Source organism: Arthrobacter sp. StoSoilB22 (assembly GCF_019977315.1).
Taxonomy (GTDB): domain Bacteria; phylum Actinomycetota; class Actinomycetes; order Actinomycetales; family Micrococcaceae; genus Arthrobacter.
The window spans coordinates 4,024,798-4,039,443 of record NZ_AP024652.1; the positions used below are offsets into that span (position 1 = coordinate 4,024,798).

General features: G+C 64.0%; 12 protein-coding genes. 11 read left to right on the forward strand and 1 reads right to left on the reverse strand.

Annotated elements, in window-relative coordinates:
* Positions 1-23 precede the first annotated feature (23 nt).
* From LDN70_RS18670 to LDN70_RS18695, 6 genes are all read left to right on the forward strand, one after another.
* Positions 24-1,454 (forward strand): xylulokinase, encoded by a 1,431-nt coding sequence (locus LDN70_RS18670; RefSeq protein WP_166842170.1) that lies wholly within the window; start codon positions 24-26, stop codon positions 1,452-1,454.
* A 67-nt stretch (positions 1,455-1,521) separates the two neighbouring features.
* Positions 1,522-2,505 (forward strand): LacI family DNA-binding transcriptional regulator, encoded by a 984-nt coding sequence (locus tag LDN70_RS18675; RefSeq protein WP_142937769.1) that lies wholly within the window; start codon positions 1,522-1,524, stop codon positions 2,503-2,505.
* 227 nt (positions 2,506-2,732) lie between these two features.
* A complete protein-coding gene (gene araB, locus LDN70_RS18680; protein WP_223941084.1) occupies positions 2,733-4,463 on the forward strand; it encodes a ribulokinase in 1,731 nt (576 codons plus the stop codon).
* Positions 4,460-5,167 (forward strand): L-ribulose-5-phosphate 4-epimerase, encoded by a 708-nt coding sequence (locus LDN70_RS18685; RefSeq protein ID WP_142937718.1) that lies wholly within the window; start codon positions 4,460-4,462, stop codon positions 5,165-5,167. Before araB ends, LDN70_RS18685 begins: the two co-directional genes overlap by 4 nt.
* 72 nt (positions 5,168-5,239) lie before the next feature.
* On the forward strand, positions 5,240-6,775 hold the full coding sequence (gene araA, locus LDN70_RS18690) for an L-arabinose isomerase (RefSeq protein ID WP_223941085.1): 1,536 nt from the start codon (positions 5,240-5,242) through the stop codon (positions 6,773-6,775).
* Complete coding sequence (locus tag LDN70_RS18695) at positions 6,772-7,668, forward strand: aldose 1-epimerase family protein (RefSeq protein ID WP_166842167.1); 897 nt, start codon at positions 6,772-6,774, stop codon at positions 7,666-7,668. The genes araA and LDN70_RS18695 overlap by 4 nt, the downstream gene beginning before the upstream one ends.
* 108 nt (positions 7,669-7,776) lie before the next feature.
* Here the strand turns inward: LDN70_RS18695 and LDN70_RS18700 are convergent, their stop codons facing one another.
* Positions 7,777-8,787: a LacI family DNA-binding transcriptional regulator gene (locus LDN70_RS18700; RefSeq protein WP_166842166.1), complete on the reverse strand. Its 1,011-nt coding sequence runs from the start codon at positions 8,785-8,787 to the stop codon at positions 7,777-7,779.
* Between the two features lie 126 nt (positions 8,788-8,913).
* Between LDN70_RS18700 and LDN70_RS18705 the strand changes: the two genes are divergently transcribed.
* The 5 genes from LDN70_RS18705 (at position 8,914) to panD (ending at position 14,627) form a co-directional block, all read left to right on the forward strand.
* Positions 8,914-9,318, forward strand: a complete 405-nt coding sequence (locus LDN70_RS18705; RefSeq protein WP_223941086.1) for an L-rhamnose mutarotase — start codon at positions 8,914-8,916, stop codon at positions 9,316-9,318.
* Complete coding sequence (gene rhaI / locus LDN70_RS18710; RefSeq protein ID WP_142937712.1) at positions 9,315-10,481, forward strand: L-rhamnose isomerase; 1,167 nt, start codon at positions 9,315-9,317, stop codon at positions 10,479-10,481. Before LDN70_RS18705 ends, rhaI begins: the two co-directional genes overlap by 4 nt.
* 2 nt (positions 10,482-10,483) lie before the next feature.
* On the forward strand, positions 10,484-12,520 hold the full coding sequence (locus LDN70_RS18715; RefSeq protein ID WP_223941087.1) for a bifunctional aldolase/short-chain dehydrogenase: 2,037 nt from the start codon (positions 10,484-10,486) through the stop codon (positions 12,518-12,520).
* An 8-nt stretch (positions 12,521-12,528) separates the two neighbouring features.
* Complete coding sequence (locus LDN70_RS18720) at positions 12,529-14,040, forward strand: rhamnulokinase (RefSeq protein WP_223941088.1); 1,512 nt, start codon at positions 12,529-12,531, stop codon at positions 14,038-14,040.
* A gap of 155 nt (positions 14,041-14,195) precedes the next feature.
* Positions 14,196-14,627 (forward strand): aspartate 1-decarboxylase, encoded by a 432-nt coding sequence (panD, locus tag LDN70_RS18725; protein WP_178995752.1) that lies wholly within the window; start codon positions 14,196-14,198, stop codon positions 14,625-14,627.
* Positions 14,628-14,646: the final 19 nt, after the last annotated feature.

Here is a 14,646-nt window from a genome sequence, read left to right on the forward strand (position 1 = left end):
GCGGACCCCAAAAGGATTAACGCATGCCTCTCGTAGCCGGGATCGATAGCTCAACCCAGTCCTGCAAAGTGATCATCCGGGACTCCGTCACCGGTACCTTGGTGCGCCAGGGCAGGGCCTCCCACCCTGACGGCACCGAAGTCCACCCGGATCACTGGTGGACAGCCCTGCAGGACGCGATCAGCCAGGCAGGCGGCCTTGACGACGTCGATGCCGTCTCCATCGGTGGACAACAGCACGGCATGGTGTGCTTGGACGACTACGGCAACGTCGTCCGACCGGCCTTGCTGTGGAACGATACCCGTTCGGCGCCCGACGCAGAGGAATTAATCCTTGAGGCCGGTGGTGGCGATGCCGCCGCCGGGGCCGCATATTGGGCCTCCACCACAGGCACAGTTCCCGTAGCATCCCTGACCGCCACCAAGCTTCGCTGGCTCGCAGGGAACGAACCCGCCAATGCCCAACGTACGGCTGCGGTGTGCCTTCCGCATGATTGGCTGTCTTGGCGTTTGGCGGGTCACGGACCCGGAACCGGCCCGGCATCGTTGGAGCTCCTCCGCACCGACCGTTCCGACGCCTCCGGCACAGGCTACTTTTCGGCAACCACTGGGGAGTACTTACCCGCAGTCCTGGAACGCACGCTGGGCCACGTCCCGGTGCTGCCAACCGTCGTCGGGCCTTTGGAAGCGGCGGGCAAGACTCCCACGGGCGCGTTGATCGGCCCGGGTGCGGGAGACAACGCCGCAGCAGGGCTGGGCGTCAACGCCGCCGTCGGGGACGTTGTCATTTCGATCGGAACATCGGGGACGGTGTTCGCGGTATCAGATGTTCCCTCTCATGATGCCAGCGGACTCGTGGCAAGCTTCGCGGATGCGACCGGCAACTACCTTCCGCTGGCCTGCACGCTCAATGCGACCCGGATCTTCGACGCGACAGCTGCACTTCTGGGAGTGACCCTAACGGAACTCGGCAACCTGGCCCTGTCAGCTCCGGAAGGCGCCGACGGGCTGACCCTCGTCCCGTACTTCGACGGGGAGCGGACACCCAACCTGCCCGATGCCACGGGATCGCTCCACGGCATCACCGTCTCCAACTACACTCCAGCCAACATGGCCCGGGCAGCCATTGAGGGTGTGCTGTGTTCCTTGGCCGACGGGCTGGCTGCTCTGCAGGCGCAGAGTGTCTCTGCCCAGCGCATCATTCTGATTGGCGGCGGAGCGCAATCAGACGCCGTCCAACAGATTGCAGCCTCAACTTTCGGCTTGCCTGTCTTCGTCCCAAGGCCCGGCGAGTACGTGGCCGATGGCGCTGCCAGGCAGGCCGCAGGCGTTCTCACCGGTCAGCTCCCGGGCTGGAAGCTTGAAGGGCGGGAGCTGACACCGCAGAGTGCTTCCGGAGTTCCTGGGTTCCTGGCCCGGTACCGGCTTTACGCCGCGGGGGTCGCGAAAGGCTGATCCCACACCGGTGCTCTATCGTGACAGGGTGAGCATTGAACAATCTGCACATCAGCGACCTCCTGTCATGGAGGATGTGGCCCGCGTGGCAGGCGTCTCGCATCAAACCGTGTCGCGCGTTCTGAACAACCACCCCAACGTGAGTTCCAAGACCCGCGAGCGCGTGGAACAGGCAATCACCGAGCTGGGCTACCGACGAAACACGGCTGCTCGCAGCCTGGTGACGCGGCGTTCCCAGACCATTGGCGTGCTCGGCAGCGAAATGGCACAGTACGGGCCGTCTCACACCCTCCTTGGTGTGCAGCAAGCCGCCCGGGATGCGGGCTATTTTGTGAGCGTCGCCGGTTTGCGGGAAGTCACCCCGGAGACCATCAAGGACGCTATTGCCCACTTCATGGACCAAGGCGTAGATGGCATCGTGGTCACTGTTCCCCACCCGGGTACGTTCGACGTCCTCCGCGATGTCACCGCCCAGGTTCCGCTGGTGGCCGTGGGGTCAGTGGGCGACGAACACCTCAGCGGCGCCACGGTCGATCAGAAGCAGGGGGCACGGCTCGCGGTCCAGCACCTTTTGGACCTCGGCCACACTCAGATCGGCCACTTGTCCGGGCCTGCTGATTGGATTGATGCCGCTGCCCGGATCGAGGGTTGGCGGGATGCGCTGGGCGTGGCCGGGATCGAGGCGGAGACCCTTATCGAGGGCGACTGGAGCGCTGAGTGCGGGTACCGGGAAGGCTTGAAGATCGCCGCGGATCGATCCGTGACGGCTCTCTTTGTGGCCAATGACCAGATGGCTCTTGGCGTTCTCCGGGCATTCAATGAAGTAGGCGTCCGGGTGCCGGAGGACATCAGCGTAGTGGGCTTTGACGACCAACCGGAGTCGGCATATTTCATACCTCCACTGACCACCGTGGCGCAGGATTTCGAGGAGCTCGGCCGGCGATGCATTGGCTTGCTGTTGGATCGGCTGGAGAGCGGCGCCACGGGCACGCCTGCCACGGTGGCGCCGCGGCTGGTGGTCCGATCCACCACGGCCCAAGCAGCCAGCTAGGCATCCCCCTCCCAACTAAATAGCAGCTGAGCACGTTTTGAGGACTCTAAACGTGCTCAGCTGCTACGTACTTGGGTGCGCCAGCCACTGACTTCTTCAGAAGGACCCATTCCGCGCGGCCCGCTCTTGACATCAAAGTTGTGAGCGCTAACAATTGCATCAGACCTTCTTCAGTTTTCCACCCCTACCCCCGGCAATGAGGCCCAGGCCAGCCGGATGGAGACCCCATGAATACCTCTGAAAACCTCCCGCTGGACGAGCAGTTCGTCATTGGCGTGGACTATGGAACCCTGTCCGGCCGCGCCGTCGTGGTGCGCGTTTCTGACGGCGCCGAGATCGGCAGCGGCGTCTTTGAATACCCGCACGCTGTCGTGTCGGAAACACTCCCCGGCAGCGGACAGCGACTCCCTGCCGACTGGGCCCTCCAAGTACCCAACGACTACCGCGACGTCCTGCGCAACGCTGTCCCGTCCGCCGTCGCCGACGCCGGAATCAACCCGGAAAATGTGGTGGGCATCGCCACCGACTTCACCGCTTGCACCATGGTTCCGACGACGGCGGACGGCACGCCGCTGAACGAACTGGAACGCTTCGCGGATCGCCCGCACGCCTTCGTCAAACTATGGCGCCACCACGCAGCCCAGCCACAGGCCGACCGCATCAACCAGCTCGCCGAAGAACGGCGCGAATCATGGCTTCCCCGCTACGGCGGCCTGATCTCCTCCGAATGGGAGTTCGCCAAGGGGCTGCAGCTCCTCGAGGAAGATCCGGAAGTCTACGGCGCCATGGACCACTGGGTTGAGGCCGCCGACTGGATCGTTTGGCAGCTCTGCGGCAGCTACGTCCGCAACGCCTGCACCGCCGGGTACAAGGGCATCTACCAGGACGGAAAGTACCCCTCCCGGGACTTCCTGGCTGCGCTTAACCCGGACTTCAAAGACTTTGTGTCCCAAAAGCTTGAACACACCATCGGCCGCTTGGGAGATGCCGCCGGCTACCTCACGGAAGAAGCAGCGGCCTGGACCGGGCTTCCTGCGGGAATCGCAGTGGCTGTGGGAAATGTTGATGCCCACGTCAGCGCACCCGCCGCAAACGCCGTTGAACCAGGGCAGCTCGTCGCGATCATGGGCACCTCCACCTGCCACGTCATGAATGGCGACGTTCTCCGCGAAGTCCCGGGCATGTGCGGAGTAGTGGACGGCGGCATTGTGGATGGCCTCTGGGGTTACGAAGCAGGCCAGTCCGGCGTAGGCGACATCTTCGGTTGGTTCACCAAGAACGGTGTCCCGCCGGAATACCACCAAGCCGCCAAGGACAAGGGCCTGGGCATCCATGAGTACCTCACCGATCTCGCGGAAAAGCAGGCAATCGGCGAGCATGGTTTGATCGCCTTGGACTGGCACTCAGGCAACCGCTCAGTGCTGGTGGACCATGAACTTTCCGGCGTAGTGGTAGGCCAGACCTTGGCCACCAAACCGGAGGACACCTACCGGGCACTCCTGGAAGCCACAGCCTTCGGCACACGCACCATTGTGGATGCCTTCCGCGATTCCGGCGTCCCGGTCAAGGAGTTCATCGTGGCCGGCGGGCTCCTGAAAAACAAGTTCCTGATGCAGGTGTACGCCGACATCACCGGCCTGCAGCTCTCCACCATCGGATCGGAGCAAGGTCCTGCGCTGGGCTCGGCAATCCACGCCGCCGTGGCCGCAGGGAAATACAAGGACATCCTCGACGCCGCAGCGTCCATGGCTGCCGCTCCTGGCGCGGTCTACACCCCCATCCCGGAAAACGTTGCCGCCTACGAGGTCCTTTTCCAGGAATACAAGGCTCTGCACGATTACTTCGGCCGCGGCACCAACAACGTCATGCACCGCCTCAAGGCCATCCAGCGCGCGGCAATCCAAGGCTCCGGACAACACGCCGACCAGCCCGCCGCCTTGGAAGGAGCCTCGGCATGAGTACGCTCTTGGAGTCCATTGCCAAAGTCCGCAAGGAAGTCTGCGATCTGCACGCCGAACTGACCCGCTACGAACTGGTGGTGTGGACCGCTGGCAACGTCTCGGGCCGCATCCCCGGGCACGATCTCATGGTGATCAAACCGTCGGGCGTTTCCTACGATGACCTCGCACCCGAGCTCATGGTGGTCACCGACCTTTATGGCACACCTGTGCGGGGAATGAACACCGGCAGCGCGGGGACCGTGGATTGGGGCAACCCGGACCTCTCCCCGTCCTCCGATACCGCCGCGCACGCGTACGTCTACCGGCACATGCCCGAGGTAGGCGGCGTGGTCCACACGCACTCGACCTACGCCACGGCCTGGGCTGCACGCGGTGAGGCAATCCCCTGCGTACTGACCATGATGGGCGACGAATTCGGCGGATCGATTCCGGTGGGACCGTTCGCGCTGATCGGCGACGACTCCATTGGCCAGGGAATCGTGGAGACTCTGAAGAACTCCAGCTCCCCCGCGGTGCTCATGCAGAACCACGGTCCCTTCACTATCGGCAAGTCCGCCCGCGATGCAGTCAAGGCAGCAGTGATGTGCGAGGAAGTGGCCAGGACGGTCCACATCTCCCGCCAGCTGGGCGAGCCGTTGCCCATTGATCAGGACAAGATCGACTCCCTCTACAACCGATACCAGAACGTTTACGGCCGCTAACGCGGACAACCCGGCCGCCATTGCGGACCACCCAAGCCACTCGAAACTCAAAAGCACCTCAGGAGCCACTAAATGCCCAGCGCCAACAACACTTCCGCCAACAGTACGTCCCTGGGCCAGTACGAGGTCTGGTTCCTCACCGGTAGCCAGCACCTCTACGGCGAGGACGTCCTCAAGCAGGTGGCAGCGCAGTCGCAGGAGATTGCCAACGCCCTCAACGCCAGCAGCGATGTTCCCGTCAAGCTCGTGTGGAAGCCGGTCCTCACCGATTCCGATGCCATCCGCCGCACCGCATTGGAAGCCAACTCAGACGATTCCGTCATTGGCGTGACCGCCTGGATGCACACGTTCAGCCCCGCCAAGATGTGGATCCAGGGCCTGGACCTGCTCCGCAAACCGCTGCTGCACCTGCACACCCAGGCCAACCGGGACCTTCCGTGGGCTGACATCGATTTCGACTTCATGAACCTCAACCAGGCTGCCCACGGCGACCGCGAATTTGGGTACATCCAGTCGCGCCTCGGCGTGCCGCGGAAGACCGTCGTCGGGCATGTCAGCAACCCTGAGGTGGCCCGCCAGGTGGGTGCGTGGCAGCGCGCCTCGGCCGGATGGGCCGCGATCCGCACGCTGAAACTGACCCGTTTTGGTGACAACATGCGTAACGTCGCCGTCACAGAAGGTGACAAGACAGAAGCCGAGCTTCGCTTCGGCGTCTCGGTCAACACCTGGTCCGTCAACGAGCTCGCTGACGCTGTCCACGCAACTGCAGAGTCCGACGTCGACGCCCTGGTTGCCGAGTATGAGCGACTTTACGAGGTGGCCGACGAACTAAAAAAGGGCGCTGCCCGCCACGAATCGCTGCGCTACAGCGCCAAGATCGAGCTGGGTCTCCGCAGTTTCCTTGAAGCCAACGGATCGGCAGCGTTCACCACGTCCTTCGAGGATTTGGGGGAACTGCGCCAACTCCCCGGTATGGCCGTCCAACGCCTCATGGCCGACGGCTACGGCTTCGGTGCCGAAGGTGACTGGAAGACCGCCATCCTGGTCCGCGCAGCCAAGGTGATGGGCGGCGACCTGCCCGGAGGCGCGTCGCTCATGGAGGACTACACCTACCACTTGCAGCCCGGCTCGGAGAAGATCCTGGGTGCCCACATGCTGGAAGTCTGCCCCTCGCTGACGGCCACCAAGCCGCGGGTGGAGATCCACCCGCTGGGAATTGGCGGCAAGGAAGACCCCGTCCGCATGGTGTTTGACACCGACGCCGGCCCCGGCATCGTCGTAGCGCTGTCCGATATGCGCGATCGGTTCCGCCTGGTGGCGAACGTGGTTGACGTCGTCGACCTTGACCAGCCGCTGCCCAACCTGCCCGTAGCCCGCGCGCTCTGGGAACCGAAGCCCAACTTCGCCACATCGGCCGCCGCGTGGCTCACCGCCGGCGCCGCGCACCACACGGTATTGTCCACACAGGTGGGCCTCGAAGTATTCGAGGACTTCGCCGACATCGCCAAAACCGAACTTCTCACCATTGATGAGGACACCACCATCAAACAGTTCAAGAAGGAACTCAACTGGAACGCCGCGTACTACAAGCTGGCCGGCGGCCTGTGAGCACTGAATTCACGCTGAGCGCTGGCGGTTACACGGCAGTTGTGACCGCCCGGGCGGCCGCACTGCGCGTTCTGCAGTTTCAGGGCAGGGACCTGGTTGTGCCGTTTCCGGAGGGCGGTCCGATCCCGGATTACCGCGGCATCATTGCTGCGCCGTGGCCCAACAGGATCGCCGACGGCAAATACACGTCCGACGGCGTCGATCACCAGTTGCCTGTCAACGAACCTGAGCGGGGCACTGCCCTGCACGGGCTGGCCTTCCCGCTCGATTGGACTCCGAAAGAGTCCGACGCCGGGTCGCTCACCTTGACATGCACTGTGGGTCCCACCGCGGGCTACCCGTTCGTGCTGGAGCTGTCGGCTCGGTTCGTGCTGGACGCTGACGGATTGCACACCACGGTGACTGCCCGGAACGCCGCTGACATCGCAGCTCCCTACGGCGTGTGCCCGCACCCGTACCTGGTGGCCGGCTCGTCGCCCCTGGATGAGTGGGTGCTTGAGTTCGCTGCGGATTCATTCTTGGAAGTCACCCCGGACAGGCTGCTGCCCGTTGAGGTGGTGGGCGTGGAGGGGCACGCTTTCGACTTCCGTTCCCCGCGCGCCATCGGCACCACCGAAATCGACCACGCCTTTACGGACATAACGTTCGACGGCGGGCTGGCGCGGCTGTCCGTCCGCGACCCGGCGGGCACCGGCGTCGGAATGTCCTGGGACGAAAGCTGCCCTTGGCTGCAGATCCATACGGCAGACAAGCCGGCACCGATCCCTGGGCGAATCGGCCTTGCCGTGGAGCCCATGACGTGTCCGCCGGATGCCTTCAACAGCGGAACAGACCTGATCCGACTGGAACCCGGGGCCGAGCACACGGCGTCGTGGAGCATCTACACCCTGTAGCGCGTTCCTGCCCAGTTAGCCGAGGCAACGGGGGGCACAAGCCCGGCTTTCCGCGAAACTGCTCGCGGGAATCCGGGCTTTTCGGGGACTAACTGGGCAGGAGCGCAGCTAAGCGCCGGCGGTGCTTTGGCGGACCACCAGCTCGGGCGTGAACACCACCGCCCGGTGCTTGGCGCCGCCGCTCTCCTGTTCTTCCGCGAGCAGCTCGATCGCCGTGCGGCCCAGCGCTTCCGTGGGCTGGCGGATGGAGGACAACGGGACCACTGCGGAAATGGCGAAATCGATGTCGTCATAGCCAATGAGCGCGATGTCCTCGGGTATCCGGACGGTCCGCAGCATGGTCAACGACTGCATGACGCCGAGTGCCAGGAGGTCGTTGGAGCAGAACACGGCTTCGGGACGCTTTTCCGGCGAGCGCTCCACCAGGCTATTGCCTACTTGTCGGCCCGCAAGAACGGTCTGTCCGGCGGAGTCGAGCACTTCAATGCTGGCATCCGCCACTTCGCTGACGGCACGCTGCGCGCCCTTGAGTCGGCTGGCCACCTGTCGTATGGACGGCGTACCAACAAAAGCTAAACGACGGCGGCCCTGGTCCAGCAGGTGCTTGGCGGCCAAGTAGCCACCTTCTTGGTCATCCACGGAGACCGAGCTGCAGCGATCGGTGTCCGCGAGTTCGTCCACCAGAACAGTGGGCACGCCGCGTTCGCGGAGGGTATCGATCCGCTCCCCCACATCTCCTACCGGAGAAATCAGCAGGCCTTGGACGCGTTGCTCTTGGAAAAGGTCCATGTAGTGCGCTTCGCGGGAGGAGTCCTGACCGCTGTCCCCCACCAGCACTACGCTGCCCAGGGCCGCCGCAGCATCTTCCGCCGCGCGAGCCACTGAGGAGAAGAAGGGGTTTCCAACGTCCAACACGATCAGGCCAATGGTGCGGCTTTGGCCGGCGCGGAGCTGACGGGCGGCGTCGTTGCGGACGAAGCCGAGTTCAGCAATGGATTTGAGGACACGTTCCTTGGTCCTCTGCGAAACCCTGTCCGGATAGTTCAGCACATTGGAAACAGTTCCCACTGCTACCTGGGCGTGAGTGGCAACGTCTTTGATGCTGGCTGTCTGGGACATGCTTTCCGATCTCCGCTGGCTGACGTCAATGTGTTGGAAACGTCTTGACACCCTCCCGTTTACGAGGGTAATTTGAATCGTAACAAATGAAACGATTCAAAGACGAGTAACCCTGGAGATCCGCACATGAGGGTTTGTTTCCGCTCTTCAGTCCAGCCGGAACTGATGGCCGAGTACAAGCAGCGCCACGCCGCCGTATGGCCGGAGATGCTGTCCGCACTGAAAAACGCAGGGTGGAACAACTACTCCCTGTTCCTCGCTCCCGATGGCCAACTGATCGGCTACCTGGAATGCGAGGACTACGCAGAAGCGCAGGCCCGCATGGCAATCACTGAGGTTAACGCCCGCTGGCAGGCCGAGATGGCAACCTTGTTCGCCAACAGTGACCTCCCTCCAGACCAGGGCTTCGAAATCGTCGAGGAAGTTTTCAACCTTGAGGATCAGCTCGCCGCAGCAGGCGTCACAGATGCCGCCGACCCCACACACATCAACAAGCACGCCGCCCACGAATACCAAAAGGAACAAGCATGAACACCACAGAATCGGCCCTGGGCCGTCTAGGGGAACTGGCCATTGAAGTGCCGTCCTGGGCCTACGGAAATTCCGGGACCCGGTTCAAGGTCTTCGGCACCCCCGGTACTCCACGCACCGTTCAGGAAAAGATCGCCGACGCTGCGAAGGTGCACGAGCTCACGGGGCTGGCACCTACTGTGGCATTGCACATCCCGTGGGACAAGGTGGATGACTACGCAGCGCTGCGCGAATACGCCGCAGGTTTGGGCGTTGGACTGGGCACCATCAACTCCAACACTTTCCAGGATGACGAGTACAAGTTCGGCTCCCTGACTTCTTCCAACGAGTCCGTCCGCCGCCGTGCGATCGATCATCATTTGGAATGCATCGAGATCATGCACGCTACCGGGTCCAGGGACCTGAAGATCTGGCTGGCGGACGGCACCAACTACCCGGGCCAGGATGACATCCGCGGCCGCCAGGACCGCCTGGCCGAGTCCCTGCAGGAGATCTACGCGGGCCTCGGTGACGAGCAGCGCCTGGTGTTGGAGTACAAGTTCTTCGAGCCGGCTTTCTATCACACCGATGTTCCGGACTGGGGAACCTCCTACGCGCAGACCCTTGCCCTGGGCGAGAAGGCTTTCGTCTGCCTGGACACCGGCCACCACGCCCCGGGTACCAACATCGAGTTCATCGTCATGCAGCTCCTGCGCCTGGGCAAGCTGGGTTCCTTCGACTTCAACTCCCGTTTCTACGCCGACGATGACCTGATTGTTGGCGCGGCTGATCCTTTCCAACTGTTCCGCATCATGCACGAGGTCATCCGCGGTGGCGGCTTCGGCAAGGACTCCGGTGTCGCGCTGATGCTGGACCAGTGCCACAACCTCGAAGAGAAGATCCCGGGCCAGATCCGCTCGGTCCTGAACGTCCAGGAAATGACCGCCCGCGCCCTGCTCGTGGACACCGCAGCACTCTCCGAAGCGCAGCGTGCCGGTGATGTCCTGGCCGCCAACGGCATCTTCAACGATGCCTTCTACACCGACGTCCGCCCGGTCCTGGCTGAGTGGCGCGAATCCCGCGGCCTGCCCGCCGACCCGATGGCCGCTTACAAGGCCAGCGGATACCAGAAGAAGATCAACGAGGACCGCGCAGGCGGCCAGCAAGCCGGATGGGGCGCATAAGCATGACCAGCAAGACTGTTGAAGAGCTGATTTCCCGTTCCAACCGCCTCGGCGCGGACAAGCGGAACACCAACTTCGCCGGCGGCAACACCTCCGCCAAGGGCACCGAGAAGGACCCTGTCACTGGCCAGGACGTTGAGCTCCTGTGGGTCAAGGGCTCCGGCGGCGACCTCGGCACCCTGAAGGCCGAGAACCTTGCAGTACTCCGGCTGGACCGCCTGCAGGCACTCAAGTCTGTTTACCCCGGCGTCGAGCGAGAAGACGAAATGGTGGCCGCCTTTGATTACTGCCTGCACGGAAAGGGCGGCGCCGCGCCGTCGATCGACACCGCCATGCATGGCCTGGTTGATGCTGCCCATGTTGACCATCTGCACCCGGACTCGGGCATCGCGATCGCTACCGCGGTTGACGGCGAGGCACTGACCTCCAAGGTCTTCGGCGACAAAGTGGTGTGGGTTCCGTGGCGTCGGCCCGGTTTCCAACTGGGCCTGGACATCGCGGCGATCAAGGATGCCAACCCGCAGGCCATCGGCACCATCCTGGGCGGCCACGGCATCACCGCGTGGGGTGCCACCAGCGAAGAAGCCGAGGCCAACTCGCTGTGGATCATTGACCAGGCCGAGAACTACATCAAGGACAACGGCAAGACGGAGCCCTTCGGCGCCCAGCTTCCCGGCTACGGCGCCCTCCCAGAGGCTGAGCGCCGTGCCAAGGCAGCTGCCCTCGCTCCGGTGATCCGCGGCCTGGCTTCCACGGACAAACCGCAGCTGGGGCACTTCAGCGATGACGCCGTCGTGCTTGAATTCCTTGAGTCCGCAGAGCACCCGCGCCTCGGCGCGCTGGGCACCTCCTGCCCGGACCACTTCCTACGCACCAAGGTCAAACCGCTGGTCCTGGACCTGCCGGCCGACGCCACCATCGAGGAGTCAACCAACCGCCTCAAGGAACTGCACGCCGCGTACCGCGAGGACTACCAGGCGTACTACGACCGTCATGCAGACGAAAACAGCCCGGCCCTCCGCGGTGCGGACCCGGCAATCGTGCTGATCCCCGGCGTGGGCATGTACTCCTTCGGCAAGGACAAGCAGACCGCACGCGTGGCCGGCGAGTTCTACATCAACGCCATCAACGTGATGCGCGGCGCCGAGGCCATCTCCACCTACGCCCCGATCGAGGAATCCGAGAAATTCCGCATCGAGTACTGGGCGCTGGAAGAAGCCAAGCTCGCCCGCATGCCCAAGCCCAAGTCCCACGCCACCCGCATCGCGCTGGTGACCGGTGCGGCGTCGGGCATTGGCAAGGCGATCGCCACCCGTTTGGCGTCCGACGGCGCGTGCGTGGTCATTGCCGACCTGAACCTTGAGAACGCGCAAAAGGTCGCCGAGGAACTGGGCGGTTCCGACGTCGCCATCGGCGTCCAGGCCGACGTGACCGACGAAGCCCAGATCGCTACTGCCATCCAGGAAGCCGTGCTCGCGTTCGGCGGGCTCGACCTGGTGGTCAACAACGCCGGCCTGTCCATCTCCAAACCGCTGCTGGAGACCACCGAGAAGGACTGGGACCTCCAGCACAACGTCATGGCCAAGGGCTCGTTCCTGGTGTCCAAGGCCGCGGCCAAGGTCATGATCGATCAGGGCCTGGGCGGGGACATCATCTACATCTCCTCCAAGAACTCCGTGTTCGCCGGCCCCAACAACATCGCCTACTCGGCCACCAAGGCAGACCAGGCCCACCAGGTCCGTCTCCTTGCCGCTGAATTGGGCGAGTACGGTGTCCGCGTCAACGGCATCAACCCCGACGGCGTGGTCCGCGGCTCCGGTATCTTCGCCGGCGGCTGGGGCGCCAAGCGAGCCGCCGTGTATGGCGTGGACGAGCAGGAACTGGGCAAGTACTACGCCCAGCGCACGCTCCTCAAGCGCGAAGTCCTTCCCGAACACGTGGCCAACGCCGCGTCCGTGCTCACCAGCAACGAGCTCTCCCACACCACCGGCCTCCACATCCCCGTGGACGCCGGCGTGGCAGCCGCCTTCCTCCGCTAGGACCAACAGTGACCCACGGAACCACCGTGAACACCGCCCCGGCACACGCCGGGGCGGTGTCCGCTCCCGCAGCCCCCAACGCAGTGTTCGCAGCAATAGATATCGGCGCCTCCTCCGGCCGCGTCATGCTCGGCCGCGTCTCTCCCTCCACAGGCGTCTCCCTCGAGACCATCCACCGCTTCCCCAACGGCGTCATAGAGCTCGACGGCGGCCTCCACTGGGACTTCGATGCCCTCTTCGCAGAGGTACTCAAGGGACTGACGGCCGCCGCTTCCGTTGCGGCCACGAACGGCGAGCGCATCGTCAGCATCGGCATCGACACTTGGGCTGTGGACTACGGATTGGTGAACGATGCCGGCGAACTCACCTCGGTTCCGTTCAGCTACCGGGACGAGCGCAGCCGGGCCACGGCGCAGCGGGTGCATGCAGCCGTTCCGCCGGAAAAGCTGTACGCCACCACCGGCTTGCAATATCTGCAGTTCAACACGATCTACCAGCTCGCTGCCGAACCGCATTTGGAAGGGCTGCAGGCTCTGCTGATCCCGGACCTGATCGCTTTCCTGCTGACGGGTAAGCGCAGGACCGAGGCCACCAACGCGTCCACCACGGGACTCTTCGATGCCGTGAAAGGTGAGTGGGCAACAGAATTCCTGGACGCGCTGGGCCTGCCCCGGAACGTCTTCCCTCCACTGGTCCAGCCCGGAGAAACTGTGGGCACACTGCTCCCGGGGATCCTGGAGCGGACCGGCCTGCCCGCTGAGACCACAGTGGTGGCTGTCGGCTCGCACGACACAGCCTCGGCCGTCGCAGCCGTTCCCGCCCGGGAACAGGACTTCGCTTACATCTCCTCCGGCACATGGTCGCTGGTAGGAGTGGAACTGGACAAGCCTGTGCTGACTGAAACAAGCCGCAAGGCCAACTTCACCAACGAACGCGGCGTGGACGGCACCATCCGGTACCTGCGAAACGTAGGCGGCCTGTGGCTGCTCAGCGAATGTCAGAGGGCTTGGGCTGCGCAGGGGTTCAGCCAATCACTGCCGGCATTGTTGGACTCAGCTGCGGCGCTGCCTGAGGGCGGCCCACAGATCAACGCCGACGACCCCGCCTTCACCGCCCCGGACAACATGCCGGACCGCATCCGCGCAGCCGTGCGCAACACGGGTGCCGTGCTCGCAGACCGTCCTGCCGCCGTCGTGCGTTGCATCATGGACAGCCTCGCGGCCGGCTACGCTCGCACACTGGCCGACGCCGAACGGCTCACCGGCCGCAGCGTGGACGTGGTGCACATTGTGGGCGGCGGTTCGCAGAACCGGCTTCTGTGCCAGCTCACCGCGAATGCCACCGGAAAGCCTGTGGTTTCAGGACCTGTGGAAGCCACCGCGCTGGGCAACGTGCTGGTGCAGGCACGCGCCGCTGAAGTGGTGGCCGGCGGCCTGGCTGAGCTGCGTGGGCTGGTTGCCGCCGGAACGGAGCTGGCGCGCTACGAGCCGGCCCCTGAGGTCAGCGGCGTGGCCTTCTGACCCTCATTGGCAAGAGGATGGCCGCGAAACAACCCGCAGGGGTTGCTTTGCGGCCATCCATCGTTCAATCAAGGTCAGGAAGCCACACCGCCATCGGCCGAACGTCTGGTACGTCACAGCGCCGGATGAGGGTGCCGCGCTAAACTGATCGCATTATGATCCGCACAATGTTCAAGTCCAAGATCCACCGCGCAACGGTGACGCACGCCGACCTCCACTACGTCGGTTCCGTCACTGTCGACCTGGACCTCCTGGACGCGGCCGACATCCTTCCCGGCGAGCTCGTCTCCATTGTGGACGTCACCAACGGTGCCCGGCTGGAGACGTACACCATTGCCGGCGAGCGCGGTTCCGGCGTGATCGGGATCAACGGTGCAGCGGCCCACATGGTCCACGTTGGAGACACCGTCATTCTCATTACCTACGCGGAGATGACCACGGAAGAGGCCCGGACTTATGAGCCCCGCGTAGTCCACGTGGGCAAGGACAACAAGATCCTGCAGCTCGGCAACGATCCCGCAGAGGGCCATACTCCCGGGCTCATGCGCCCGCCGCACGCACTCAGTAATGCGGCGCACCTCAGCTAAAGCTCCACAACAAATAACC

Bases quoted from the DNA above. Each gene is read 5' to 3' on its own strand.
- rhaI (WP_142937712.1), top strand. From the start codon at position 9,315: ATGAACACCACAGAATCGGCCCTGGGCCGTCTAGGGGAACTGGCCATT.
- LDN70_RS18700 (WP_166842166.1), bottom strand. From the start codon at position 8,787: ATGTCCCAGACAGCCAGCATCAAAGACGTTGCCACTCACGCCCAGGTA.
- LDN70_RS18715 (WP_223941087.1), top strand. From the start codon at position 10,484: ATGACCAGCAAGACTGTTGAAGAGCTGATTTCCCGTTCCAACCGCCTC.
- LDN70_RS18670 (WP_166842170.1), top strand. From the start codon at position 24: ATGCCTCTCGTAGCCGGGATCGATAGCTCAACCCAGTCCTGCAAAGTG.
- LDN70_RS18675 (WP_142937769.1), top strand. From the start codon at position 1,522: ATGGAGGATGTGGCCCGCGTGGCAGGCGTCTCGCATCAAACCGTGTCG.
- araA (WP_223941085.1), top strand. From the start codon at position 5,240: ATGCCCAGCGCCAACAACACTTCCGCCAACAGTACGTCCCTGGGCCAG.
- LDN70_RS18685 (WP_142937718.1), top strand. From the start codon at position 4,460: ATGAGTACGCTCTTGGAGTCCATTGCCAAAGTCCGCAAGGAAGTCTGC.
- araB (WP_223941084.1), top strand. From the start codon at position 2,733: ATGAATACCTCTGAAAACCTCCCGCTGGACGAGCAGTTCGTCATTGGC.
- panD (WP_178995752.1), top strand. From the start codon at position 14,196: ATGATCCGCACAATGTTCAAGTCCAAGATCCACCGCGCAACGGTGACG.
- LDN70_RS18705 (WP_223941086.1), top strand. From the start codon at position 8,914: ATGAGGGTTTGTTTCCGCTCTTCAGTCCAGCCGGAACTGATGGCCGAG.